The 25,031-nt window shown below is 58.6% G+C and carries 13 protein-coding genes, 1 tRNA gene, 2 rRNA genes and 1 pseudogene; 8 read left to right on the top strand and 9 right to left on the bottom strand.

Annotation, left to right across the window (positions count from 1 at the left end; genetic code table 11):
• Genes AB4Z53_RS33610 through AB4Z53_RS33595 form a run of 4 tightly spaced genes read left to right on the top strand, consistent with a single transcriptional unit; the run spans window position 1 to window position 9,548 of the window.
• The gene (locus AB4Z53_RS33610; RefSeq protein ID WP_441599698.1) at window positions 1-2,109 is read left to right on the top strand and encodes a hypothetical protein; all 2,109 of its coding nucleotides are present in this window, start codon (window positions 1-3) and stop codon (window positions 2,107-2,109) included.
• Complete coding sequence (locus tag AB4Z53_RS33605; protein ID WP_441599696.1) at window positions 2,106-3,617, top strand: hypothetical protein; 1,512 nt, start codon at window positions 2,106-2,108, stop codon at window positions 3,615-3,617. The genes AB4Z53_RS33610 and AB4Z53_RS33605 overlap by 4 nt, the downstream gene beginning before the upstream one ends.
• Window positions 3,614-9,094, top strand: coding sequence for an ATP-binding protein (locus AB4Z53_RS33600; RefSeq protein ID WP_441599694.1), 5,481 nt, complete (start codon window positions 3,614-3,616; stop codon window positions 9,092-9,094). Before AB4Z53_RS33605 ends, AB4Z53_RS33600 begins: the two co-directional genes overlap by 4 nt.
• Entirely contained in the window at window positions 9,084-9,548 is a 465-nt protein-coding gene (locus AB4Z53_RS33595) for a very short patch repair endonuclease (protein WP_441599692.1), read from the top strand. Before AB4Z53_RS33600 ends, AB4Z53_RS33595 begins: the two co-directional genes overlap by 11 nt.
• 100 nt (window positions 9,549-9,648) lie before the next feature.
• On the opposite strand, the gene AB4Z53_RS33590 is transcribed toward AB4Z53_RS33595, so the two are convergent.
• The 5 genes from AB4Z53_RS33590 to AB4Z53_RS33570 all read right to left on the bottom strand — a co-directional run bounded on the left by AB4Z53_RS33590 (window position 9,649) and on the right by AB4Z53_RS33570 (window position 15,631).
• Window positions 9,649-10,440, bottom strand: a complete 792-nt coding sequence (locus AB4Z53_RS33590; protein WP_441599690.1) for an ATP-dependent Zn protease — start codon at window positions 10,438-10,440, stop codon at window positions 9,649-9,651.
• Window positions 10,437-12,410 carry an AAA family ATPase gene (locus AB4Z53_RS33585; RefSeq protein ID WP_441599688.1) on the bottom strand — a complete coding sequence of 658 codons (1,974 nt, stop codon included), beginning with the start codon at window positions 12,408-12,410 and terminating at the stop codon, window positions 10,437-10,439. Before AB4Z53_RS33585 ends, AB4Z53_RS33590 begins: the two co-directional genes overlap by 4 nt.
• Window positions 12,403-12,948, bottom strand: a complete 546-nt coding sequence (locus AB4Z53_RS33580) for a hypothetical protein (RefSeq protein ID WP_441599686.1) — start codon at window positions 12,946-12,948, stop codon at window positions 12,403-12,405. The genes AB4Z53_RS33585 and AB4Z53_RS33580 overlap by 8 nt, the downstream gene beginning before the upstream one ends.
• Window positions 12,949-13,057: 109 nt before the next feature.
• Window positions 13,058-14,146: a hypothetical protein gene (locus tag AB4Z53_RS33575; RefSeq protein WP_441599685.1), complete on the bottom strand. Its 1,089-nt coding sequence runs from the start codon at window positions 14,144-14,146 to the stop codon at window positions 13,058-13,060.
• Between the two features lie 312 nt (window positions 14,147-14,458).
• Window positions 14,459-15,631: a hypothetical protein gene (locus AB4Z53_RS33570; RefSeq protein ID WP_441599683.1), complete on the bottom strand. Its 1,173-nt coding sequence runs from the start codon at window positions 15,629-15,631 to the stop codon at window positions 14,459-14,461.
• Between the two features lie 847 nt (window positions 15,632-16,478).
• On the opposite strand from AB4Z53_RS33570, the gene AB4Z53_RS33565 reads away from it, so the two are divergent.
• The 4 genes and pseudogenes from AB4Z53_RS33565 to AB4Z53_RS33550 all read left to right on the top strand — a co-directional run.
• The gene (locus AB4Z53_RS33565) at window positions 16,479-16,814 is read left to right on the top strand and encodes a hypothetical protein (RefSeq protein WP_441599681.1); all 336 of its coding nucleotides are present in this window, start codon (window positions 16,479-16,481) and stop codon (window positions 16,812-16,814) included.
• Window positions 16,815-17,442: 628 nt separating this feature from the next.
• Window positions 17,443-18,372, top strand: a complete 930-nt coding sequence (locus AB4Z53_RS33560) for a hypothetical protein (RefSeq protein ID WP_441599679.1) — start codon at window positions 17,443-17,445, stop codon at window positions 18,370-18,372.
• Window positions 18,373-18,544: 172 nt separating this feature from the next.
• The gene (locus AB4Z53_RS33555; protein ID WP_441599678.1) at window positions 18,545-19,423 is read left to right on the top strand and encodes a recombinase family protein; all 879 of its coding nucleotides are present in this window, start codon (window positions 18,545-18,547) and stop codon (window positions 19,421-19,423) included.
• 78 nt (window positions 19,424-19,501) lie between these two features.
• Window positions 19,502-20,308: pseudogene (locus tag AB4Z53_RS33550) on the top strand (recombinase family protein); the annotation flags it as partial.
• 84 nt (window positions 20,309-20,392) lie between these two features.
• Here the strand turns inward: AB4Z53_RS33550 and AB4Z53_RS33545 are convergent.
• The 4 genes from AB4Z53_RS33545 to AB4Z53_RS33530 form a co-directional block, all read right to left on the bottom strand.
• Window positions 20,393-21,079, bottom strand: a complete 687-nt coding sequence (locus AB4Z53_RS33545; protein WP_441599676.1) for a hypothetical protein — start codon at window positions 21,077-21,079, stop codon at window positions 20,393-20,395.
• Between the two features lie 135 nt (window positions 21,080-21,214).
• Window positions 21,215-21,291 (bottom strand) — tRNA-Met (locus tag AB4Z53_RS33540).
• A gap of 264 nt (window positions 21,292-21,555) precedes the next feature.
• Window positions 21,556-21,670 (bottom strand): 5S ribosomal RNA (gene rrf / locus AB4Z53_RS33535).
• 127 nt (window positions 21,671-21,797) lie between these two features.
• Window positions 21,798-24,594 (bottom strand): 23S ribosomal RNA (locus AB4Z53_RS33530).
• Window positions 24,595-25,031 lie beyond the last annotated feature (437 nt).

Here is a 25,031-nt window from a genome sequence, read left to right as displayed (position 1 = left end):
ATGGACACGATGGATCCTGGAATTAGGCTCCCTTACCCGGGAGAACTTATTAATTGGGCTGGAAACCGTTCTGGAGGCGTGAGGCGCCTGTTCGATGACTCCAGTGGTCGCCCTGGCAAGACGGTTTTCGAAACCAACTTGCTGCATAGGCTGCAAGATTGGGCGAATGCACTCAGCAGGGGAGACCCTAGCGCTCCGCGCATCCTTCTCTTGGTCGGCGGTCCAGGAAATGGCAAGACGGAGGCGATCGAGTCCACGGTCGGTTGGCTTGACGAGGCGCTTGCAGCCCAGGGGCGACTGATTGCTGCACTAAAGGAGTGCTTCACACCACTCGAGGACGAGTTCGTGCCGCGCCTTGTGCGGATCGACGCCGGAGCGTTGGGATCGCCAGCCAGAAGCCTCAATATCTCGATTGTACAGGACGCATCCACCGTCGTCGGCACTGGAAAGCCCCACCGGCTCCTACTGGATGAGCTGGAGAATATGCAATCGCTTCCAGCTGGCGAGGCATACCTATGCTGCGTCAATCGCGGGATTCTTGACGACGCATTGATAGAAGCCATCGACAACGGCGCTATCGCACAGCGCAAGCTCCTCGAGGCGATCACGCGTTCCGTAAGCCTCGCCCCAGAAGCCCCCTCTTGTTGGCCGCTGCAGGATTATCCCGAGGTTGCCGTTTGGCCAATGGACGTGGAATCCCTCCTACTGGCACCTGCTCGCGGCGGCGAAGCGCCGGCCCGATCCGTGTTGCAAACGGCGCTAGACTCGCAGAAATGGCCGGAAGCAGATAGTTGCCCTGCAGGACCGCGATGCCCATTTTGCAGTAGCCGGCAGCGGCTGTCGCGGGACCGCGAGGAGGGATCCTTCCTGAAGATCCTTCGCTGGCATGAAGTCGCGAGCGGCAAGCGCTGGAACTTCCGCGACCTTTTCTCGCTGATGTCATATCTCCTCGCGGGACACCGCGTGGAGCCAGCTTACGCAAGCCTTGATCCATGCGACTGGGCGGCAAAGCTCATTTCCTTGGACGATGGGGCGCGACCCGGCGCAAGACCATCTGCCGCAACGTCCAGCGCCATCTTCCAGCTCGTGGCCTCTCAATACCAGCATGCGCTCTTCCATAAGTGGGAAAAGTCTGCTGCATCTGCGATCCTGAAGGACATCAAGGAGCTGGACCTTGAGGATGATAAAACCGCGATGGGCCTCTATCATTTCTTATCCGGGCGAAAGTCTCCGTACCTCCCTTCCATGATTTCCGACGCACTTGATGGACTCGCAGATTCGCTGGATCCGGCGTTGGCTCTTCCCGACACCGTCGTCCAAGCCACTCGCAATACTAGCTTTGCGCTCCGGGACCTGGATGTCAGGTTCAGCCGATCGGTTTCCGAGGGTTTCGAATTCATTCGCAAGCTCCAGATCATAAGTCGCCTGGAATCCGATTTGCTAGATCGGCTTGCCAAGCTTGACGAGCTGCTCTCGACGGGAGGGGTACGGCGGCGGCGGCCAGGCTCCGCTACCAATATCCAACGATTCATTCGCGACTTCGCTTGCCGGTTGGTGCGAAGGTCGCTCGGCACACGGACTGGGGTCGTGCAGGATGCCCAAGTCTTGGCTGAGTTCCAGCGGGTGGTAGAGGACATTGCGGGCGAGGATCTTTACGACGTCGCGCACGAAGTAGAGCAGCTCCTGAACAAAAACCAAGACTTCGAAATCTCACTGACAACGACCTTTGGACAACCACTTCCTCCCCCGATCAGGCAGGCGACGCTCGTGGTCGCGGCTCGTTCCGTGCGGCCCCGTGCAGCGCAACAAGACGGCAGGCCGATATCTCCATTTTGCTACCTCACCGTTGGCGAGGGCAAATCGAGCAAGACGATCGTGCTAACCTACGACCTCTTCAAGGCAGTGAAGGAGCTGGACGCGGGGATGTCGGCCGCATCTCTCCCGCGAACTGTTCAGGCTCTGCTGGATACAACCCGTGCTCGCCTATCGGGACCGACTGTTCGAGACGAGGCCGCGCTCGAGAGGGCGCGAATTCGTATCGGCACGAGCGGTACTTCCGTGGTCCAGAAGCGCGACCGGTTCGGCGTTCGAAGGGAGATAACGCGATGACCCTTGCCAAGTTCAAGGAAGAGCCGTGGAAAACCTCGCACCATGCCTACGAGAATTGCAACCTGGCTATGTCGCCCGCGCCGGAATACGCGAGTTCGGAAGTCATCCTGTCCTCCCTTTACCGCCAAATCGGTTTGAAGGGCGCAAGCGAAGGCAGCGTGCCGCAAACGGGAAGACTTTTGGAAAAGGAAATCCAAAAGTCTCGCAATAAATCTACCGCGCCCGACGCTGCAGTGCTTGACGCAAATACGTTCAATGGACTGCTCCACTCTGTCCTGGAGAGCCCAAAGCTTCCAAATCAATCTGCAAAGCGTTTCGTCCAGGTAACGCCGCTGGTGCCGCAAGCCGCAATCTTTTCAGGTTCCGCACGCCTCAGCAGCAATTCGTGGCCTGCCGGCGGGCTTGTTAGGCGGATGGTCAGGCTTGGAAGCCCGAACCAAGAAGCTGCAAGCAGGTTGTGGCGAAGTCTCTTCGACGCTCTCTCGGTTTCTTCTAATGACGATGTCTTCGCCCGCTTCTTGAAGGAGGAGATTGGCGCGTGGGCCCCCGCCCCTGACTGGGATTTCATCGAGTTGGAAGCGGAGAAAGGCATTGATGAAGTCGACTTAAAGGGGCTGGACTATCCCGCAAAGCGCTTCGTTCGTGACCTGGAGGCCATTATCGCAGCCAAGGACGCCATGACCAGACGACAATGGACTAGCTTGCTAGAGGCGATAATCCGGATCGGCGCCGTTGCCCATGTGACCTGGATTTGCGATGTCCACGCTCGCATATGGGATTGCGTTCGCCATACGTTAACTGACGGTGCTTCGAGAACGCCAGACGACATCAGGGTTCGCATATTTCCCGAATCCTTCCAATACTTTTCCTACGGGGATAGGGCGCTCCTTGGCGTCAAGGATCGAGCCTCCGCTTTCCTTCAAGCCCGGTTGGGTTTGAATGCCACCCTTTGGGCAGCCCAGGACGCCGGGTATGAGCGGGCTTGCTTGTCTTCGGCCCGCTCGATATTCGAGCTCTGCACTTTCCTAGGCAGCAATGTCGAGAAGATGCAGCAAACCGGCCTTAGGGACACACTAGTCGAAGTCACGGAGAGGGAAACTCGGACGCTATTGTGCAAGAAGGGCATTGGCTCCAACATCATGGAGTTCGCGCGACATGTGCTTGGGCAACGACAGGCAGCCAATCCCGTACTCCGCGGGTACGATCAGGGCTTTGCCTTGCGCAAGCGCGGTACCAGCAACAGCAGCCCATGGGTAGTCGGGCTCGGTCCCGTTGCCATCCTCGCCCTTGTGCATTGTGCCCTGTCTGGGACAAGCGGCCCTCGATCGGTAAGGCGACTGACCCAGCATCTCGCTGGCTACGGGATGATAATCGATCATCGGGATATCGCGACCAATGATCTCGGGCATCAACTTCGACTACTTGGACTAGTGCTTGATAGCCCTGATGCGGAGAGCGGAATGCTGCTCATCCCGCCGTTTGCCACCGCGCAGGAGAATTTTGCGTGAGCCGTCTCGCCACCTACATCGCCGACCTTATATTCGAAAAGCTTTCCTCGATTGCACAATCAGGCGAGGCCGAAATCCGCCTGATCTTCCACGGCCCTCCGTTAGATCTCATGTCGCAGGTGTATCAGATCCTTCAGGCACAACCGCTGCCGGGGAACGTTCCCCTCCTGCTGCTCCTTCCAGAACTTCCCACGGGTGCCGTCAACCCTCAACCAGGTGTCTCTGGCTATTGCAATGATACCCATCTGCTTAACCTGAGGAACTCGCCGTCGCGCCCGGCGTTCCTGGGCTTGGTTCCACCCGGTCAACATAGCATGCGGTCGGTGACATCCACGACCGACGAATTTGGCCTAGCGGCTGTAAACAACGGTGGAAACGCACCGTTCGAGGACTGGTGGGCCGATGAGTTCGTGCAACACCTGGCCAGCGTCGCTATTTCTCGTGCCGGCATTGTCGAACCCAGCAAAGGCGATGAAGCAAGGTTCTTGATGAACAAGGCGGGGTCGGCCGCGGACAGCATGGATGTACGGCGAACCCAGCGCACAGCCGCTTGGCATTTGCTGTCTCGAATATTTGCTGCCGGATCTGGCGTACATGGCCTGACCGCTGCCCAGTCGATCAGCCTAGCCTGTGGCTTTCCTCCCATGCGCGATTCCATGGTCCTTTCACGCTTGCAAGCTTCTGTCCTCGACAAGGTGGCAGAAGCGATGGCGGACGGATTTGGCGAAGGCATCAAGCGTGCCAAGGAAACGGCGTCGGCCGAGGAAGCAAGAGATCTCGATGACTTTCTTGACCATCTACGAGCCGTTTGCGATCTCCCGACGCCATTCGAACGCGCGACTCCTGCATTCTATGCGCCTGATACCGGTCTAGACCTCCCTCGGCCTCCTGCGTGGTGGATGCATCTCACTGCCGAACGTTGGTCCGAGCTGTTGACGGAGGAGGCACCAGCGCAGGGTGACATCACGATGACCTGCGCAAATGCCCTGCTCCAGCTCCGGAAGGGCATGCCGATAATCGTGCAAGACGAGGTGGTATTGTCGTTTGCAGTAGAAGCGCCCGATGCTGCTGGTACGGTGGTCAACATCACTCGCGGAAGGAGTGCGCAGGTAGGCTCGGTTGCCGTCAAGGCGAATGAAGAAACGCAGGTAAAGGATCAGCCTCCATCGCACAAGGCTCCGATCCGTTATTCGGCCGCAGCAGACAACTTCAATCCCGGCGCGGTCAAGATCATCTCCCTGGCAACTTGGGCGCCCGGCCTGATTGTCGCGTGCAGGCAAGCACGGGCAATGGTTCCTCCACGCAAACCCTCCAGGCGTGGACGCTCGGGACCTGAGTTCGAGACAACCCTGACGATCCCGGGTGGTGGCCGCCATGAACTGCTGGTGCTAACCACGCCCGGCATCGTGCTCGATCAGTTTGCATCGGGAATTGCCGACGACGACCAAGATCCGGTCGGCGGCGCGGATAGCCTGAAGGTCCATAGCGTTCCGCTAGGCCACTATCAGATCGAGGTCGAGGCCGACGGAAACTATCAAGTCGATATTGGCTACACCAGAACGGACACTGATGGAACGGCAGCTCACGAAACATGCCGCGTCCTCATTACTGTCGAGGACGTTGCGGAACAGGGCTGTCGTAGTGAATTCGAACGGCTGATACGGGTGAACCGCTCTGCTGTAGAACCCTCCGAAGCCAAGGCCGTCGTCCAGTTGAACCGGAGTTCCCGGTCTTCCGGACTTCAGGAATGGATGCTACTCGCGGAGACCGTAGAGTTCTCCTACCTGCCAATCGTGCTTGCTGACGATTACGCGGAGCATTGGGTCCAGCCGTCCTGGAGCACCGGTCTCGGGACAGTTTTTTCCGAAGGTCGGTTCATTCATGATCCTCGGCCGGGAATATCCGAATTCCAGCCGCCCCCGGGATTCGTCGAGGCTCGCAAGGCAATTGCGGCCAAGGTAAGGGGGGCCAGCGACGAAACGGGGCTGATGGAGTCGGCGAAGCTTGGTAAATGGCTCGCAGATGACGATGATGGCTTCCGTGACGTCATCGAACGTTATCTCGACAGCTATGCGTCATGGCTTAAGGCAGAACCTGACGTAGCCTGCTGGGTGGACGTGGCCATGGTCACCTCACTTGAAGACGACCAGATCACGATATCCCGCACTCCTGACGCAATCATCCTATCGCCGCTGCATCCTATCCGCATTGCTTGGCACGCTCTAGCACAACGCATGCTCGTTGAAACTGAGCATGGCGTCCCCTGCCCCGCCGCGAGCGTGCTGGACCCTGATTGCATACCGGACGTCCTTGCCCTGGCGTTGAGATCCCCCGATGGAATAGAGAAGGTGGAGTTCCTCGCCGTCGAGAACGGGACGGATTACTGGTCGGTCCTGTGGAACGGCACGCGACTGGGAAGCCTCCCGACACGTTCGCGACTCGCGCCCTTCGGTGATGCATTTGGCATCTCTGTCGGAGGTATTTCCGTCGGCTTCAGCTCCGCCCAGGTAGGACGCGCGCTTGAGGATGTTTCGGGACTCCTCGCCGCCAAGCCAGTGGTCGGACTTGTCGTGGCAAGTGCGGGCGGAACAACTGACGCCTGCAACGAGGGGCTGATAAGTTGGTGCTCGAACCGCTACAAGGACACCGAAGGCCGGACGCCTCGCCATGCAGCGGGGCCGCGCTTCATTGAGGTTTACGACCATCGAGATCTTACTTCGCAGCCCGACGAAGCAACGATCGCAAACCTGGCCGAAGATACTAATAACAGCGTCAAGTGGTTCTCGAGGCAGCCCAAGAATGCCAAGCCGGACCTTGGCATCCTCGCGCAACTAGATATGTCCGAACCGAGCGCCACGTCCGTGACCGAGCGTTCGCCTCTCGGTTTTGGAGGCCTTTTGCGCCATCGTGTTAGGCGCCAACTCGCGGGACGGGGTGCGTTTCTGAGCGAGACCCGCCAGTCGATCTTGAGCGCTGCGTCAGGTGATGTTCTGGCTGACAAAGTTGCCGCCAGCATCGGCAAGATCGAAAGTCTCGGTGATAGGCGCGTCGGCATGCGCTTTGCACCGAACGTGAACGCTATTCGCGACATGCTGGAGAGGCGCAATGCTGACTTTGTCGCCGTGTCATCGTCGGCAATCGATCCGGCGTGTTTCCTGGGCGGCTGGCTCGAAGGTGCTTACCTTTGGGATTACGACATGCCGTCGTATTCCCACCGAGCGGGTGATACAAATGGCTACTACCTCCTCTCGAAGGTAAAGGACGCCGACCGCGAGGCGTTGGGAAAGGCCCTTGGGCGCTTGCCTGGATGTAGTGCAATCGAAGGCGACAAGGTGCGGGACGTCCTTTTGGAAATTGCCCGTCGCGGCATTCCAACGATCCGGGGGCTGGCGGGAGACAACAACGGCGCCACCGGCGATCTTGGCCTGTTCGTCGCGGTTCGACTTCTTCAGGATCGCTTCCGTCTGGCGAATATCGGAGACTCCTTGGTCCCGGTGATATCGAATGACGGCGAGGATACGAACGTTTGCATCATCGTTCCGGTCGATCCGTTTAGAGGTTATTTCTCCGACATTGCGCGTTCCCTTGGCCGCGACAAGAAAGACATCTCGTTGTCCCGACCGGACTTCATGGTCATCGGGTTCCGCCTTTCCGGAGAGCGCGTCGACATTCATCTCACCCCTATCGAAGTCAAATGCCGCCCCGGGTCAGTGTTCCCGGCGGCAGAGATTGACGACGCACTTGAGCAAGCCCGTACGTTCTCGCGACTGCTCACGAAACTTGTTCCGCATGATGGCCAGCAGGCCGCATGGGCAATGTGTTTCCAGCATTTGCTTCTTTCAATCATTGGGTTTGGCATGCGGGTCTACAGCCAGCATGAAGACGTCGTCGGCCGGGAAGGACTGTGGTCATCCATCCACGAGCGCGTAGCAGCAGCGATACTGGGACCAGATCCGTGCGTCTCAGTTGACCAACGCGGGCGCCTGATAATTGTTGACGAGAGCCCCCGGAGCGTCGTCAAGGATCGGGATGATGACGGTTTCGAGGAGACGGTCACCATCGGCACGGAAGATGCCGGGAGGATCGTGGCGGGCGATCCGCTTGAATTCTACGAGGCTGTCCGAAATCGTGTCGGCAATTGGGCCTTGTATCCTAATCCTCACCACGCAACGGTGCCGGCTGCCGTCACGCAGGCTCCCTCCTCCCAGGCCGATGACGCAGCCGACCAGTTGTCACACGGCGCCGACAATAATGGCGTTGTCGAGGAGCCCGCTGTCGCGGCCCAGCCACAGGAACCAATTAACGATCGAACTGCAGAAGAAAAAGATGGAGGCGTCGTCCTCTCGATTGGCAAGACTATCGACAGTCTCCGCCCGAGTGACCTTACGCTAAACATTTCCGACACACGCTTGAACAACTTGAACATGGGCGTGGTTGGGGATCTGGGGACTGGAAAGACCCAGCTACTGAAGTCGCTGATCCTCCAGATCTCGAGCTCGGCCGCGAGTAACCGGGGCATAAAGCCGCGAATGCTAATATTCGACTACAAACGCGATTATAGCAGCGCGGATTTCGTACAAGCCACGGGCGCAAAGGTGGTCAAGCCGTATAGGCTGCCACTGAACCTTTTTGACACTAGCACCTTGGAAGACGTGCCCGCGCCCTGGCTCGACAGGTTTCGTTTCTTTGCCGACGTGTTGGACAAGATTTACTCAGGAATTGGACCTGTTCAAAGGGACAAGCTGAAGAAAGCAGTCAAGGCATCCTATGAAGGACGCTTAGGCGACGATCCACCGACCCTAACCGATGTCCACGCTGCGTACGCCGAACTGTTAGACGGAAAGTCGGACTCGCCAATGGCGATCATCGACGACTTGATCGACATGGAAATCTTTGCCTCAAAGGCGAGCGCTACCATTTCGTTCGACCAGTTCCTTGACGGAGTAGTCGTCATTTCGCTGGACTCACTTGGCGCAGACGACAGAAGCAAGAATATGCTGGTCGCCATCATGCTGAACATGTTCTACGAAAACATGTTGCGGACGCCAAAGCGGCCGTTCTTGGGCACAGATCCACAGCTTCGCGCAATCGACTCCTACCTGCTGGTCGACGAAGCCGACAACATCATGAGGTATGAGTTTGATGTCCTTCGAAAGCTGCTACTTCAAGGTCGCGAATTCGGTATTGGCGTCATCCTCGCGTCCCAGTACCTGCGGCACTTCAAGGTGAATGCGACGGACTATCGTGATCCACTCCTCAGTTGGTTCATTCACAAAGTGCCCAACGTGACAGTCGGGGAACTTTCTGCCTTGGGATTGGTTGGAAGTGCAGCCGAGCAAGCAGAGCGGATCAAATCGTTGAAGGTCCATGAATGCCTCTACAAATCATTTGACGCGGCCGGTGAAATAGTCCGGGGCTTGCCCTTCTTCGAACTAGTCGCACAAAAAGGCGACGATCCCGGAAGCAATGGTCGATAGCCTCACCCCTGAACAACGATCCGAGCGGATGTCACGCATCCGTTCGTCCAACACAAAGCCGGAAATTAATCTGAGAAGGGCCCTGCATCACCTTGGGTTTCGGTTCCGTCTCCATGGGAGAAAGCTTCCAGGCAAGCCGGATATTATCCTGCCAAAGCACAAGGCGGTCGTGTTTGTCCACGGCTGCTTTTGGCACCGCCACGGGGGCTGCAAGGTGGCAACGGTTCCCAAGTCCAATACCGATTTTTGGTTGGCCAAATTCGCAAGAAATGTCGAGCGCGATGCTCGTGTAAGCCAGAGTCTTCAAGAAGACGGCTGGCGAGTTTTCGTTGCATGGGAGTGCGAGGCCGACACTCCGAAAAAGGCCGAGTTGACTGCCAACGAGCTAGCCGGACTGATCCTCGATAAGCCGGAGAAGCCTCGGCTTTCAGCGAGCCGCACAGAGCCGGAGTGAATAACCCCTAGATTTGATAGACGCCTCCTTTCCTAAAATTGAGGTAGGAGGGCTATCTTCCCCGCGATCCGCGTAATTTGGCGAAAAGGGCCGGCTCGGGCTAACTGACCATTTTGCCCATGGAGATGTCCGCCTCCGTCAGGACTTGCAGCACTGCAGTCTCATCCATTGCCTGAGCTTCGAACAGTGCCTTGGCCAGAGCATGGAAGATCTGCCTGCGCCTCCTGAGGATTGTCGTCGCCCGGTCAAGTGCCGCTTCTAGCCTGGCATGAACACGTGCGGCCAGTTCGGGGTCGCGGTCAAGAACTGCGCCCGGATCGTGGTTTGGGCGATAGAGCAGCGGATGCTCGGTCCCGAAGCCAAGGGTCCGCTCCATGTCGAAGGCGATCCGCGTGGCCCGTGCCAAATCGCTGTCTTCGGTGCCACCGGAGCCAGCCGAGACGCGCTTGAGCGTCAATTTCTCGGCGGCCCGCCCGGCCATCAGCATAGTCAGCATGTGTTCGTACCAGTCGCGGGTGTCGGTGGCCCACACGTGGAAGCCGACGAGATTATAACCACCCTGCCCCGTGTCAATATTGAGCCCGCGAACGGGACCGAGATCGAGAGCATGATGGACAACCGCATGCCCTGCCTCATGGAACGCGAAACGCCAACGCAGATTGTAGGGTACGGGCGGACGATTACCGCGAATGCCCTCTTCGATATCCTCATAGCGGATCGCCCGCTTGCCGCGACGCGCCTTCAGTCGCGCTTCCCGGACGATCCGTTCGATATCCGCGCCCGTCAGCCCCATCGCGCGCGTGGAAAGGCGTCTCAGGATCGCGTCAACGGGATTGCCCTCCTGCGCGACTGCCGTCGTTTCCGTCGTATTGCTGTTCTGGGTCGCGGTCATCGGCCTGCTCCCTTCCGTTCGTCTTCTGCTTGTTCCTTCAGGTGGTCGGCGACGATCTTCTTCAGCGAGAATCCATCATCAGCTTCTCGCTCTACCTCCAGTACCGGTTCGTCGATCAGCGCCGTCACATCGTCACCGAGATGGTGGGCCAGGATTTCCGCGAGCGTCGACACATCGGGCTTCGGAACTTCGATATGGGTCTCCAGGCGGCCGGACCGCTTGATGGCCTCGTCAATCTCATCGGGCCGGTTGGTGGCGCCAACGATGATCAGGCCTTCGCTCTTGACGGCGCCGTCCAGCAGTTCCAACGCCTTATTGACCACGGCATTCCAGTAGTCGGCATAGTTACGTTCGGCCGGCTGCCGCTTGCCGATGCCATCGATCTCGTCGATGAACAAAATCGCCGGCGCCATGGCGCGCGCTTCGACGAACGTCTTCGCCATCTTGTCGATCACGTCGTTTAAATGCCCGCCCTGCAGCCATGTCGAGACCGAGGTGACGACCAGTGGGATCTGCAGGCTGTTGCACAGCGCCCGGGCGAAGGTTGTCTTCCCGGTTCCGGGCGGACCCGACAGCAACAGCTTGGTACTCATCTCTGGCCAAGTAAGGATGCTGGCACGGTAATCGTCGAGGTCGGTCTTGAGATCGAGCGCCCAGTCCTTGGCCCTGCCGTATCCGGAGAGTGTTTCGACGGTCACCGGTGACCTGCCGTCGATCTCACCCGCCGTGAGCAAAGGCTGCGGCTGGATCACTTCGGCGCCGGACGGCTTGTCGCGCTTCCAGCGGCCGTTGCTCTCGGCTTCGGACAACTTCGACTTTTCGTCCGATCCCGACGCCTTCTCTGTGGATGTAGCGGAGGACTTTGATCCCGGTGTCGTGTCATCACCGAAGTCGCCGCCGTCGTCGTCAGAGTCGCCGCGATTGCGTTCGATCAGCGTGGCAAGGAGGTGCAGCACATCTCGAACATCCCGTCCCGGGCGAAAGGCAAGCACCAGATCCTCCAGCGACAGCCAGCGCGCATCAGTATCCGACGGCAGGCCAAGCATTCCGACTACCGCATCCGGATAGAGCACCTCGACCAGATCAGCGACAAATCTCCGGTCGAGATTGCCCGTTTCCAACGACAGGTCGGCGGAGATGCAAAGCAGGGCGGGAATGTCCGATCGTTTTTCCGCGATGGCAAGGATCGGATAGTTGCGGGACAATGCGCTGATCATTCGCCGACGCAAGGCGTTGCCGGTAACACGATGCACACCCGCGCCCGGGAATACGACGAGACGACTGCGCCGCTCCCCTTCAACGACGTCGAAGTGATCGTCGTTGAACATGTGATCGGAATTAATGATTGCGAAGGGACCGTCTGGCACCACCCCGGATTTTTCCAGAAGCCGTAGCACCTCCCGTTCGAAGCCGTCGAGCGGCGCATGGAGCGTGACGACCGGAGTCGTATGGATCAGCGTGTTAACAATCTCCCGCAGCGAGCGTCCGCTACTGCGCACCGCGCGCGCCAACACCAGCGCCGCCACGATGTGACTAATCCGCGGCGCTGCCACGGCCCGATCCACGAGGCGGACCGCGTAGGCACGCCGATCAATGCCGTTGCCCGGGGTTGCGTCTTGCGCGGTCACGCCCCGGCGAGCCCGGGGGAAGGCAAGCATGGACGAGACGAGCGGCGCGGCGACAGACTCCATGGTCACAACATCATCGCCGCCAGAGCCCGACGTCAGATTGCCATTCTCCTTCGGTGCGACAAGCCCCGCGTCAAAATTTCGTCGGAACCAGGCAGCATCGCGAACCGGATCGCCACTCAGCCTTGCCGTGTCGAAGGCCGGGCTGTAGCGGCAGAAGAGCTGCCCATCGACATCGACAATCTTGCCCTCCAGTAGACCGTTGCGCAGGGCGGCCCGGCGTGCCTCGCGGCGAGCAAGATGCCGGAGGCGGTGGACGAACAGACGAGCGAGTTTATCCATCGGCGCGCCCTCCCGTTTCCGCGGCAATAATTGCCGCCGTTTCGGGGTTCACCGCTGGATCGCGCGGTCGTGTCCAGATACGCCTTCGACGTTCGCGATGATGAGACGTCGTGACAGCAGCCAGCACACGCTTGCGCAGTGTACGACGCGGCAGATGGATGTCAGCCGACGCAGCAAGTGGGGTCGATCGGCTCAGATGCTCGCTCCGTCGCCAGCCATAATCCCGATTGCGGTTCTGCAGCCAGCCGCGCAGCAGGCGGCAAGCGACATCACCCTCATCGGCAAGCGCATTCAGCCGCAGCATCAGAGGCTCCGGCACGAAGCCATCCAGCAGAGGACCTTGCCGGACGCAGGCAAGCGCGAGGCCGATCAGGATGGCGGGATCGTCAGCAGGACTCGAATGCTGATCGGCACCAGCGAGTTCGAGGCGAGGCATATTCGCCAGCCTGCTGTGAAGGCAGGGCGACGCAATGGTATCGGTCGTGACCGCTTCGCAACGGAAGCCGGCCACAGACGGGCTGTGGGTCTCGATGGACATGACTGTCTCCTCGCCGGAGCGCATGGCATCCGGCGTTCATGGAATGGAAGAAAGCGGAAGCCGGCCACGCGTCTCGGCGCGGCCGCGATCAGTGCCGTTGGGCTGGCGGCTAGTGCCGGCGCGGACGCCGGGCAAAGCCGACCCGGATACGGACCGGTTCCGGTTCGTCGTCCTGATCCCCGTCGAAGCAACCGAGGTCGTCATGACCATCGTCCTCGTGCCGCGCGGCCATCGCCTGCTCTTCCTGGTAACTCCGTGACGAGCCGTTCAACGCGATCCGCGGCTTGCCGGTCATGACCGAGGCGTACATCGCATCCGACGCGACTGTCGCCACGACGCCAAGTGCTTTGCGCGCTTCCGCCTCGAGAAGCTGCTGTACGCGGCAGCCGAAGCGGAGACGCAGTTCGGCCATGCAGGCAGCGACGCCGTCGATTTCCAGGAGGTCGTCGATCTCTGACAGCGCCCAGATACCGGTCGCGTGATCGCTCGGGCGACTGGCGCCATCGACGATGGCGACCTCGACCGTGTCGACCATCAGGCGCTTGTGGTTTTTGTAGAGCCAGTCCGGCAGCACCATCGCCGACGCCATCATCTTCAGCTTCAATTCCTCGAGGCGGCTGGTGTCGCCGTAAGAAGCAAGCGACCGTTTGAGGTCGAGGATATAGGCCGTGTACCGCACCCGGTTCACGAGGATCAGGTCCGGCGTGTAGCTACCCTTGGCCGGCGCCTCGCAATCGAGTTTGATGCCGTCGAGGCAAGACCAGTCGTTGCCGGAAACGGCTTCCAGCGCCGCCTTGACCAGCGGCAGTTTGAGCGACTGGGACAAGACAACAATGTTGGGATTGGCTTTGGCCAGACGCTCGACCGCTTGCTCGAGCATCTTGCCTTCGCGGAACGAGACGGCGCGGACGAGCGAGGCGATGTGGACGTAGTGCCCAAGGATTTCGTCCTCGATCGGCTCACCGTGGGCGATCGCCGCGATGGCGCGGTCGATCAGCAGGTCGAGATCGGCCTCGACTTCAGCGAAGCGAACGATGTGCGGATGGCGGCGCAGGGCTGCCGGTTCGCCGATGCCCACTCGGGCGCCGGGGCCGAACCGGGCGCCGGGATCGGACGAACCGTGGGAGAACATGGTGGCCGCTGCAACGGTCGAACGAAGAGCTTCCCCGGGGGGGACAGAGAGAGTATGCGTGGTCATAGCCCGATTCCTTCTAACTCAAGGCTTGAGGGTCAGGCCCTTGTCGATGTTGGTAGCATCGGCTTGGGCCGCTTTGTGTCCGGTCTCCCGAACAGCCTCAACCTGACAGGACCGGCGGGCGGGCTCAAGGACCCGGAGCGCAAAATCAGAACAAAGCCGGTACAAGGTTAACGCCGGGCTCACACGGCCTATAGCCGACAATCGGCTCCGAGGATCAGCAGTATCCGAAGCTAAAAAATATAAAGGGGCCGCGGCGCGGCCCTCTCGAGTTTGGCGGGAAAGCCAGTCGACCGGCCTTCGAACAAGCCAACCTTACGGCGTGACCGCAGGCGCCGGTTCCACCTCGACGACAGCGTCATCCGCAAGTGACGGCACCTTGGCAAACTGCTTGCGGCCCCGAGGCGCCTCACGGCTGACCGTCATGAAGCCATCGGTCGCCTCTTCCAGCGCCGCGCCAAACCGCCCGATTGCCTCACCGGAGACATCGGCATCATTCGAGACCTCTTCCGGCATTGCCGGTTCGGCATCCTGACGGTCACGGGCGCTGCCCAATTCTGCCGGAATTGCCGGTTCGGAAGCCGGAGCACCTGGCCCCGCGAGCGGCCATCCCGGCGCCCGCTCCTTCGACACCGCCCAGCCGAGCACTGGAAGCACATGCACCGCAAGCCAGTCGCGCATCTCCTTCGACTTCGGCCAGCTATCGAGCCCGCCCAATGTGTAGAGCGTCTCATTGACCTCGGCCCAGCCGGTCTTCGTCGGGAACTTCGTCGGACGGGTGTTGCGGCCAAAATCGAGGTCCGGTTCGATGAACAGCGCCAGGCTTTCGAGTTCGTGACGGGCGACGCGGGCAATGTCCTGGATTTCCTTGGCCAGCGCTTCCTTGATGACCCGGCTCTTCGAGAGAGCTGCCTCGATCGCCTGGCAGATCGTGACAATATGGGCGATGAACGCCTTCAACCCGTCGCGGATCTTGTTGGCGATCAGCGCCTTCAGTCCGCCAACGCCGCCAACGCGGAACTGATCGCCTGTCTCCGGCTTGTCGCCGCCCTCCTCGCCGCCGGCCAGAATGGCTTTGACATCGGCGACCTGCAGACGCCCGTTCTCCTCAGCAAAGGTGATCGCCGCCTTGACCTGATCGGTCGTTGCCGAACTCAGGTGGAACAGCACCGTCGCTCCGACCGACAGATCAACCAGTTCGTCGCGGTACGGCGTGAGATTGCGGAACACCGCCGTGTAATTGCGGGCGCTGCGCGGTGCGAGGCCGCAACGCATCTTCACCCATTTGTCGAACCGGCCGTCGGCCAGCAGGTCCGCCGCCTGTGTCAGATGGTCGCCAAGCTCGAAGATCTGTTCGGTCGTGCGCCGGCCGAGATCGAAGATGCAGGCAGCGCTGGATTCGAGCTGCGCGCGCAGCGCCTGGCCGATGCCATTGTCTTCGTAGGAGTAGGAGGCAGTCGTCGTGGTCTTGGTGGTCGTGGTACGCATGAAATACTCCGGTAATTATCTACTATAGCATCCGATGAACATCTCATCGAATGACTATATGATCTCACGATTATCACCACTTACACAAATTCAAATAAATATTTGCCATAATATAAATGGATTTATTTCCTTAAAACGAAGCGCGCCATCAAGATGATATATTTATAAATTAAAAACATATTAATCATTATATCTTAGCGTATGCGATATAATCAGTTATTTTTTACATTAAATTCGATCGTTTTTACTTTCAACCAAAATCCAATATCGAGCCGAACGAAGCGGCTTCGCGCATTTACGGCCTTCGCGAAGAAGTCCTCGCGACCAAGAAACGGACAGCCAAGTATACGCGAGGTCACCGACTCACCGCCCGCGCGGAACACCCGATTGCTGTCCGGAGAAGTCACATTCCGTAAAAACGGCAGGGGCTACGACACTCGACCCGTCGATGAACAGAACGGGCAAGAGTTCGTCCACCGCGGGTGCTTCGCAATGGAACGGACGCAGCATGCGCATGCGCGAGCAGGAATCCCCGCGAACCAATCCAGGTTGCCGATAGGTCATCTCAACGTGCCCACACATTGAGGCAAATTGCGCTCATTTGATTCCAGCTTCGAGATTTCCGATTCCGAACGCTGGTCATTTGATTCACCGACGCCGTTTGCCGCTCGCCAAATCATCTCGACCTGTCTCGACGTGCCCGCAATGCATCTCGAGTTGCGCTCATTCGATTCAAAACCGCGCACAAACGATTCATAAACCGGGATTTCCGATTCATCTGCAAACGCCGTTGCCGGAGCGGCGACGGTCTGACATGCGTAGCCGGGGACCTGACGGGGAAGATGGCATGCCAGCGAAGTCCGAGGACATCCGCAACCGCAAACAGCGCGAGCGGCAACAGAAGCTGCGCGATACCGACCGAAAGGCCAAACGCCCCGGACGCGATGATGTAGCTCGCACTGCGCTGTTCATGACGATCTCGGCCATGGCCACACGCGATAAGACCGACGAGCTGGAACACTTCCAGGATGTCGTCGTCTCAATGCTCGTTCAACAGGGCTTCGACGAGCACGCTTCCCGCACGGTCTTCGATGACCTTGTCGACAAGTACCGGGATGGCAGATGGCCCTTCCGACGGAAGCCCCACCTGCTTTATCTCGACGGTGCCGATCAGGACGGCTGAGCGGGTCCGTTCGACCCCTGCCCTCTCGGATCCGGCCTTGACCATCCCACGCTGTCGCTGGAACGCCTAACGGCGTTTGCACGCTTTACGACTTCTCCCGCCATTACTCGGTTAAACGCCGTTTGATTCTGAATCGAATGTTTGGGCCACTTTCGCGGGGTACCCGGGCCGACAAGCGGGCCATGATTGACGGGCAGATAACCGCCGAAGCGTGGTGTTGCGCATCGGCCACAGGCTTTTGCAAATCCATACTTAACAACCAATGACCCCGCTCCCGGCGTCGGACGGCGTCTTCCGAGCGCTCAATGGTTCCCGCTGTGCCATTTCGAGATTTGAGGCGATTCTCAGCAAATTCGCATGGATAGCCATGCAGATACAGACACTTGAGAAGTGCCAAGCTTTATGAGCTATTGGCGCCGACAAGTGTTCAACAGGCCAGCCCGCAACGGAAAGGAGGCGCCCATGGTTCACGTATTCCATGTTGACGGCGCCACGATCCAGCCGTCCCGGGACAGTGAGTGCAAGACAGATCCCGGTTTCGCGATCTGCACCGGCCGCATGCGCGAGGAGTTTCTTCGCGCGGTTCGCCTTCGAAGACGAAGGCGAACCGCGAGAGAAAGGACTCATCATGTCGCGTACAGCACAGCACAAGAACGACACCTTCAAACTCGTCCAGTCTGAAGGGGATCTCCAGGATATTCTGGCCGTCCTCTGCGGCAACTTGAACGTTGCAGGGTGCATTCCGTCGAACACCGCGCCGGGTTCGGCAGACCCCGTCAAATGCGAGGTGGTTGAGGCTGCTCCCCCTGTCGGAACAGTTAAGACGCGTTACCTGCATGACGTCGACAACGACACCAAATCCCGTCTGTATTCCGGGCCGAGCGTTATCGCGTCGATCACCGGCGCAAGTTTGTCTGAGGCGCACAATGCAATCCGCCAGGTGCGCTACAGCTCGCGGTGGCTCGACTTCCCGCGCACCCCTCCGATCAAAAGAACCCGTGACGGAGAGATCGATGCGGCGCTGCGCCTGCTTGGATATGTCGGATACTGGCGCCGGCTTCCTGAGCGGCCGACACTTGCTGCCTATCTGAATGACAGAACCGGCGTCGAGCGCGATCATCCCTGCGTCGTGTTTCTCAGCACGCATTGCGTTGCCGTAAGCGGCGGCGTTTTCTGCGATGTCTTCAGTCGCGGCATTGTGATCGACATCGACGAGGCAGAGGGGCGCCGCAAGAAGGTCAGCCGCGTACTGGTTCTGACAAAGCGCATCGCCCCCTCGAGGATCGCCTCCAAAGAGTCGGTATCAAAGGCAAAGAAGGCAGGAGCGAACAGTAAACGCGACCAGCTTTTTCGTGAGGCGATCAAGGCTGAGACGGGAGCAACGCGCATCAGGATCACGCCGAACGAGGTTTTCGTTATCCTCCCCGATCAAGCCGGTTGGCACTGGCTCGGGGCCCGCGACAGTGTTGAGGAGCAGATCCTCGAGCCCCAGCGCGATGGCCGCCTTCGTGGCAACACCGACGAGGCCGCGGCTTATCGCGTCGCTATGGGCTACTAGCTAGCCACGCCGACGCTGGCGAGCGTGATTGCGGCAATTATTGCCGTCGGCAATCACATCGCGCCTCAGGCAGTTCCCACGGATAGTCGAAGATTTCCATCACACACTGACGCCAGGCCATGACGGCCTGGCAGCGCTGCGGGGACTCCCAGGTCTCCCGCCGCCGGCTACCATGTCCCCCAAGGAGAGATTGCAGCTTAACTTAGAGACCACGATGACGAAGAACGTTTTGTTTTATGCACGCAGTTCGACCACCCCCCATCTCGGCGCCTGCTTCGAGACACAGCTCTATTATGCAAAGCGTTTCATCAAGGAGAACGGCTGGTCACTGGAAGCTATCTGCCGCGATGAGGACATCGGCGAAGTCGTCTTTACGGCGCAACCAGGTGTCCGCAAACTCCTTGAATACATTGAAGGGGCGACGATCGATGTCATCCTCTGCCATACGCTGGACCGCTTATGCTCAAGGTATGCCGTTGCGGAACGGCTGCTGCATGAACTTCACGCAAAGGGCATCGAAGTCTGGGCGGCGGATCCCGGCGTTCAGATCAAGACCAATGACCTGATCGAATACTATTACAATGATCAGCCCGGCGTATTTGGACGCGGCAATCATATCGCGCCAATGCCGGACGAACTCTACGAGGCCGAACACCTTGTGCGTCTTTCGTATGGCTATCGCTATACGGGCGCCTTCAATGCCGATCGCCAATATATCTTCGGCTTCACGGCGGTAGATGCCGACGCAGCCCAAGCCGTTCAGCAGATTTTCCAGTTGTATGCCGAGGGCATATCGCCGGCAAAGATTGCAGCACTCCTCAATACACTGGGTGTCGCCGGTCCGCGCGGCAAGCCGTGGCGTGACACCACGATCCGTGGTGACCGCACGCAAAGAAACGGCATTCTCAACGACGAGATCTATCTCGGTCGCGTCTGGGTACCCGGCCGTGACTATCTCGACTTCGTGCCGGCACTTCAGATCGTCGCCCAGGACCTTTGGCACCGCGTGAAGCAGCGCCAGCGTCTGGCCGCAGGGGACGTTGCAGAATAGCTGCGGCCCCGCGATCAAACTGGCCGGCAAAGCCGGCCAATGTTCACCAAAGAGATTGTTTGAGATGGAATTCCGCAGATGACCAAAACGGTTTTGTTTTATGCCCGCTACTCCACCGACCGCCAGGACGAGGTATCGATCGAAACGCAGATCGAACTCGGCAAGTCCTTTGCCGAGAAGCAGGGCTGGAAGCTGGTGGAGATCTACTCCGACGCTGCGGTCAGCGGAACGTCCTTCGTGCTGCGCCCCGGCATCCAGCAACTTCTCTCCCGCGTGAAGGAGGAGCGCATCGACGTGGTTCTCTGCGTGACCGTCGATCGCCTGTCGCGCGATATCGAGCACAGCCATAAGATCCTCAAAGAACTGCGCTATCGCGATGTCGATCTCTGGACGGTCCATGCCGGCACCCCGGTCACGGACATGGAGATGTCGTTTCGCGCCATGCTCAGTCACGAACTTGTCGGGCAGATCCGCTTCCGCACGCGAGAGGGCATGAAGACGGCGGCGCGCAAGGGCAAGGCAACGACACGTCTCTCTTATGGCTACCGCCTCGGCCAGCAGCGCGACGCCAACGGCGACCGGATCCGGGGAGTGCGCGAGATCGAACCGGCCCAGGCCGAGATCGTCCGCTGGATCTTCGAGCAATATGCGAATGGTGTCAGTCCGGCGACCATCGCTCAGAACCTCAATGATCGCCGCGTTCCGGCGCCGCAGGAACAGTACTGGCGCGACGACACTATCCGCGGCGACGGGAAGCGGCAGGCCGGCATACTCCACAACGAACTCTATGTCGGCCGGATGATCTGGAACAAGCAGAACTACCGTAAGAACCCGGAGACGGAACGACGCACCGCGCGCCTCAACGACAAAAGCGAATGGGTCGTCACGGAGGTTCCATCCATGCGAATCGTCAGTGACGAACTCTGGGCCCGCGTGAAGGAACGACAACTGACAACACTGGAGAACTTTTCACGGACGACCACCAATCGGCTGAACAGGACACACCGGCCGAGCTACCTGCTGAGCGGCATGCTGGAATGCGCTGAGTGTGGCGGCTCCTACGCCATCATGGCCAAGGAGCGTTACGGCTGCTCGAACCACAAGAATAAGCTGCCAATCGACGGGCTCGGTGGCGCCTGCTGTTCCAACCAGAAGACCATCCTGCGCAAGAACCTGGAGGATCGGGTTCTGTCCTGCCTCCCCGCCGCCTTCTTCGGCATGGGTGTATTCGACGACGTCGCCGGACAGGCGCGCCGCAACCTCACAGCGTCGGGCAAGAACGAACCCGACGAGCGCCAGCGCATTTCCGCGGAGTTGAAGGCTGCCGAACAGGAGCAGCGCCAGATCATCCAGCAGATCAGCGACCGCGCCGCCGAAAGCCGCCCTCGCCTCGCCGCCCTCGATGATATGCTCGACCAGCTTGAGGAGCGCCGGGCCGGGCTCGAGGCACGGCTGAAGCAGGCACCGACGGAGGAAGATTTCGGGGAGAAGATCAAGAAGCTGAAGGCGGAGGTCAGTCCACAGGCCGTCGAGCTGATCATCAACTCCGCCTTCTATTACATGCGCGAGCACGCCGATACCGAGACGAAACAGCCCTTCATCAACATCGTGCGCCAGTTCATCCAGAAGGTGGTCATCGGCAAGACCCCCGGCCACCAGCCGGCGTCACTCGAAGTCCACGGCCGGATCGCTTCGATCCTCGCTGCCATGGAAGCGGCGACCATCATGGAGAAGCAGTTCGATGCCGTGAAGCGGCACGATTATCTGGAACGGCTGCGCGCCGGTGAACTCTGGTTGCGGGGGCAGGATTTGAACCTGCGGCCTTCAGGTTATGAGCCTGACGAGCTACCGGGCTGCTCCACCCCGCGCCATCGCGGTAAACCGCTTTGCGGTTTATCCGCTTATTCCGGGTTTTGCCGGAGGCAAAATCCCGTTTATCCGGTCAGCGCAAATCCTTTTGGATTTGCGGTCTGTTCCCGAGCAAATCCTTTAGGATTTGTCTCGTGTGAGGAATGCACCACTTGTTTTCGGTCTAGCAAAACAAAAGGGCCGCTTGAGGGCGGCCCGTGTTCGGCTGGGCCGAGGCGGAAGAGAAGATGATCTTATTCCGGTTTTTTTCTTGCGCTTTGCAGACCTGGCAGCGACCTACTCTCCCGCGTCTTAAGACGAAGTACCATCGGCGCTGGGGCGTTTCACGGCCGTGTTCGGAATGGGAACGGGTGCAGCCACCCCGCCAGAACCACCAGGTCGGCAAAGCGCAAGATTTGAGCTTGCGGGCTCAAACCGGATTGAGAAGCTGGTGAGTTCGGTTTTAAGCGAACTCGTTTTGTTTTGAACACGTCATTTCATCTATCGATGAACACAAGCAATGGGAACGATCAAGCCAATCGAACGATTAGTACTGGTAAGCTTCATGCGTTGCCGCACTTCCACACCCAGCCTATCAACGTGGTCGTCTTCCACGGTTCTCAAGGGAATACTCGTTTTCAGGTTGGTTTCCCGCTTAGATGCCTTCAGCGGTTATCCATTCCATATATAGCTACCCTGCTATGCCCTTGGCAGGACAACAGGTCCACCAGAGATATGTCCATCCCGGTCCTCTCGTACTAGGGACAGATCCTGTCAATATTCCTACACCCACGGCAGATAGGGACCGAACTGTCTCACGACGTTCTGAACCCAGCTCACGTACCGCTTTAATTGGCGAACAGCCAAACCCTTGGGACCTGCTCCAGCCCCAGGATGCGATGAGCCGACATCGAGGTGCCAAACAACCCCGTCGATATGGACTCTTGGGGGTCATCAGCCTGTTATCCCCGGCGTACCTTTTATCCGTTGAGCGATGGCCCTTCCACGCGGGACCACCGGATCACTATGACCGACTTTCGTCTCTGCTCGACTTGTCAGTCTCGCAGTCAGGCGGGCTTATGCCATTGCACTCGACGACCGATTTCCGACCGGTCTGAGCCCACCATCGCGCGCCTCCGTTACTCTTTCGGAGGCGACCGCCCCAGTCAAACTACCCACCATACACTGTCCCGGATCCGGATGACGGACCGCGGTTAGACATCCATGACGATAAGGGTGGTATTTCAAGGATGGCTCCACAAGAACTGGCGTCCCTGCTTCAAAGCCTACCACCTATCCTACACATGCCGACACGAATGCCAGTGTAAAGCTATAGTAAAGGTGCACGGGGTCTTTCCGTCTGACCGCAGGAACCCCGCATCTTCACGGGGAATTCAATTTCACTGAGTCTATGCTGGAGACAGCGGGGAAGTCGTTACGCCATTCGTGCAGGTCGGAACTTACCCGACAAGGAATTTCGCTACCTTAGGACCGTTATAGTTACGGCCGCCGTTTACTGGGGCTTCGATTCAGAGCTTGCACCCCTCCTCTTAACCTTCCAGCACCGGGCAGGCGTCAGACCCTATACGTCGTCTTGCGACTTCGCAGAGCCCTGTGTTTTTGATAAACAGTCGCTACCCCCTGGTCTGTGCCACCCTTTCTCACTTGCGTAAAAAAGGGTCACGCTTCTTCCGAAGTTACGCGTGCAATTTGCCGAGTTCCTTCAGCATAGTTCTCTCAAGCGCCTTGGTATACTCTACCTGACCACCTGTGTCGGTTTCGGGTACGGTCTATAATGGTGGAGCTATTTCCTGGAACCGCGTCCCCGCCCGGACAATCCAATAAGTCCGAACAAGTTAAGCGATCCGTCACTACCACCAGGCCCACGAATATTAACGTGGTTCCCATCGACTACGCGTGTCCGCCTCGTCTTAGGGGCCGGCTAACCCTGCTCAGATTAACTTTAAGCAGGAACCCTTGGTCTTTCGGCGAGAGGGTCTCTCACCCTCTTTATCGTTACTCATGTCAACATTCGCACTTCCGATACCTCCAGGACCCCTCACGGGTATCCCTTCACAGGCTTACGGAACGCTCCGCTACCACGTGCATTACTGCACATCCTCAGCTTCGGTGCATGGCTTTAGCCCCGTTACATTTTCGGCGCAAAGACCCTTATTTAGACCAGTGAGCTGTTACGCTTTCTTTAAATGATGGCTGCTTCTAAGCCAACATCCTGGTTGTTTTGGGATCCTCACATCCTTTCCCACTTAGCCATGACTTGGGGACCTTAGCTGGAGGTCAGGGTTGTTGCCCTTTTCACGACGGACGTTAGCACCCGCCGTGTGTCTGCCGACTAGTACTCCTCGGTATTCGGAGTTTGGTTAGGATCAGTAAGACGGTGAGTCCCCATAGCCCATCCAGTGCTCTACCCCCGAGGGTATTCGGTCGACGCTCTACCTAAATAGATTTCGCGGAGAACCAGCTATTTCCGAGTTTGATTGGCCTTTCACCCCTAACCACAAGTCATCCCAATCTATTGCAACAGATGCGGGTTCGGTCCTCCAGTTGGTGTTACCCAACCTTCAACCTGCTCATGGCTAGATCACTCGGTTTCGGGTCTAATGCGACGAACTGAACGCCCTGTTCAGACTCGCTTTCGCTGCGCCTTCACCTATCGGCTTAAGCTTGCTCGTCACACTAAGTCGTTGACCCATTATACAAAAGGTACGCTGTCACCCTTGCGGGCTCCAACTGTTTGTAGGCATCCGGTTTCAGGTTCTATTTCACTCCCCTTGTCGGGGTGCTTTTCACCTTTCCCTCACGGTACTTGTTCGCTATCGGTCATGCACGAGTACTTAGGCTTGGAGAGTGGTCTCCCCATGTTCAGACAGGATTTCACGTGTCCCGCCTTACTCAAGGACAATGAGTGTTCTACGTGTAAGGGGCTATCACCCTCTACGGCCGACCTTTCCATGTCGTTCCACTTTATTCCTCATTGCCACTGGCCTGGTCCGCGTTCGCTCGCCACTACTTGCGGAGTCTCGGTTGATGTCCTTTCCTGCAGGTACTTAGATGTTTCAGTTCCCTGCGTTCGCTTCTTACCCCTATGTATTCAGAGTAAGATACCTTTAAACAATACTTGGAAACCTAAGCCGTACTTGCGCACGACTTAAATTTTCCAAGCATTTAAGGTGGGTTCCCCCATTCGGAGATCCATGGATCAAAGCTTATTCGCAGCTCCCCACGGCTTATCGCAGCGTATCACGTCCTTCATCGCCTGTGCATGCCAAGGCATCCACCAAATGCCCTTTTGACACTTGATCGTTCTCATTGCCAATGCTCAYCCTTAGTTGGGTTTGGCTAAGCTTGTCCCGCTTTCGCGGGGCAGCCAAACCTGGCTATCCGGGCACAACTGAATGTGCCTCAAGCCGCCCAACGACCCGGTTACCTTTTACAACCAGGTCAGTCAGATGCCATCGACGTGTTCGATACGGTCGCTTTATTGGAACCACGCCGAGCGGTTCACTTGCGCCATATCTTAAGACCAGCTTCTCGAGATCTGTCCGGTGATGCGCGGTCAGGCAACACCAATCCAACATGAACACCAGAAGGGCATCCCGAAGGACACCCAAACAATGATCATGTCTCTAGGACAAGGCTTCCTTCCTACCTCCAGACCCTCCACCACATCCGGTCGGCTAGACCATCCATGGGTTCACAGGATCTGGGCTCGGACGTCCTAAATGATCGTAGATCATTC

Origin of the sequence: Ensifer sp. 2TAB8, from assembly GCF_052115125.1 — a bacterium.
GTDB lineage: Bacteria > Pseudomonadota > Alphaproteobacteria > Rhizobiales > Rhizobiaceae > Ensifer.
The sequence above is the reverse complement of the archived record's forward strand: the minus strand, read 5'-3'. Positions and strand labels throughout refer to the sequence as shown.